This is a genomic window from Okeania sp. SIO2F4 (genome assembly GCF_010672385.1).
Classification (GTDB): Bacteria; Cyanobacteriota; Cyanobacteriia; order Cyanobacteriales; family Microcoleaceae; genus Trichodesmium.
Genome location: NZ_JAAHGT010001296.1, coordinates 1 through 1,896, shown reverse-complemented (window position 1 = coordinate 1,896; position 1,896 = coordinate 1). Strand labels below are relative to the sequence as shown.

General features: G+C 37.5%; 1 protein-coding gene. It reads left to right on the top strand.

All coding sequences use genetic code 11. The features are described 5' to 3' along the window. The first annotated feature begins 498 nt into the window (after window positions 1–498). A complete protein-coding gene (locus F6K22_RS39820) occupies window positions 499–1,704 on the top strand; it encodes a tetratricopeptide repeat protein (protein ID WP_293110580.1) in 1,206 nt (401 codons plus the stop codon). Window positions 1,705–1,896 lie beyond the last annotated feature (192 nt).

The following is a 1,896-nucleotide window of genomic DNA, read 5'->3' as shown; positions in this document are numbered from 1 at the left end:
TTTCCATTTCTATGAGGACTTAGACAGCAACTCTACCTGTAGTAGCGCGTCTAGACTAAAATTGTGGGTAAAAAAAACCTAACCCCCCGCGTGAAAGGGGGTCCGAGGGAAGGGGGAGAATATTTCTCCCCTCTCCTTGTAGGAGAGGGGTCGGGGGAGAGGTCTTCCGGGTTGCTCGCTCTTTACCCACATTTTAAAGCTAGACGCACTAGTAGGTTGGGTTGAGGGACGAAACCCAACAACAATCTTTCTCCCCTACTCCCCTACTCCCCTACTCCCCTACTCTCCTACTCCCTAATGCACAGTTTTAGCTGTGTCGGTCTAGTAGGGTGCGTTAGAACCCACGTTACACCAAAGCTAGCGTATAAAAGAGAATTTTGCCTAAGTCTTGTGTATATTATAATTTATTTTACTCTCAATTTGGAATCTAGGTTTGATAATTAGAATTAATTCATAGATCGAAAATATTATTAGTTAATCTGAATTTTTAGCAGAAGCATGAAAATTATAAATCTGATTTTAACTCTCATACTTTCTCTTAGTGAAAGTGTCGTATATAGCCATATAAATAACATAATTAAGCATGATTACCAACAAAAAAAATCTTTAATTATCCTGACTCAAAACCAAGAACAAATTGAAGAATTTAAACTCAGAGAAGAAATTCGCGATCGCGTCCGAGAAGAGGTAGATTATACTTTTCGTCATGCCACATCATTACTTAGTGTTTTTCTAATTGTCTTAACTTTTTTCCCGGCTTCAGCAGCAATTTGGATTTGGTTTCTTCAGGCAAAGTTAGCTAATAAAATTGACATTACAGAACAAGAAATTGATAGTTTCAAATATGACACAATATCTCAACTGAAAGAAATGGTTGGTGAGGCTCAAATTATCTTAGATGAACTGAAACAACAAAGTCACAAAGCTGACGAAAAAATTGAACAACTTCAAAAGGATACTTTGATTCAATATTCTACTGCTCAAGGTGATAATTCGGAGCCATTAATGATGGCGAATGATTATGCCAAACAAGGCGATCAATTTTTCTTAGCAGGTCGGTTGAAAGAAGCGATTAATGCTTATAATCAAGCCTTAAAAATTTATCCAGAAATGGCAGATGTTTGGAATAATCGGGGTGTAGTTTTGACAAGATTAAAGATATTTGATGAGGCAATTGTTTCTTACGATAGAGCTTTACAAATTCGGGCTGATTATGCAGATGCTTGGAATAATCGGGGTGTTTCTTTGATAGAATTGCAGCATTATCAAGAAGCAATTAATTCTTTTGAACAAGGGATAAAAGTTAAACCTGATTATGCAGATGCTTGGAATAATCGAGGGGTTTGTTTAGCAAAAATTCAAAAATATCAAGAAGCAGTGAAGTCTTATAATCAGGCAATTGCGATTAAAAATGATTATAGTGATGCCTGGAATAATCGCGGTGTTTCTTTGATGAAATTGGGGATTTATGGAGAGGCGATCGCTTGTTTTGATAATGCTGTAAAAATTAAACCAGACTTTTTTAGTGCTTGGTATAATCAGGCTCGTTGTTATAGTTTGAAAAGTGAGGTTGAAGTAGCTTTAAAAAGTTTAGAAAAGGCGATTAGTTTGAATAGTGGAAACTGTCAGGAAATGGCAAAAAATGAACCTGACTTTGAGAATATTCGGGATAATGAATTGTTTCAGAAATTGATTAGTGCGTAGGTTGGGTTGAAGCATGAAACCCAACAGTTTAGGAATATTTGCTTGTAGTATAGCTCTCAGCCCGAAATTAAGATTTGGGGCTGAGAGCTATACTAAGAAGCTGTTTGAGAAGTATTGCATAGAACCGATGAATCCGCGCAAACCTAACCCCCCCTTCCCCCCTTCCCTACAAGGGAATGGGGGTTGCCGGAG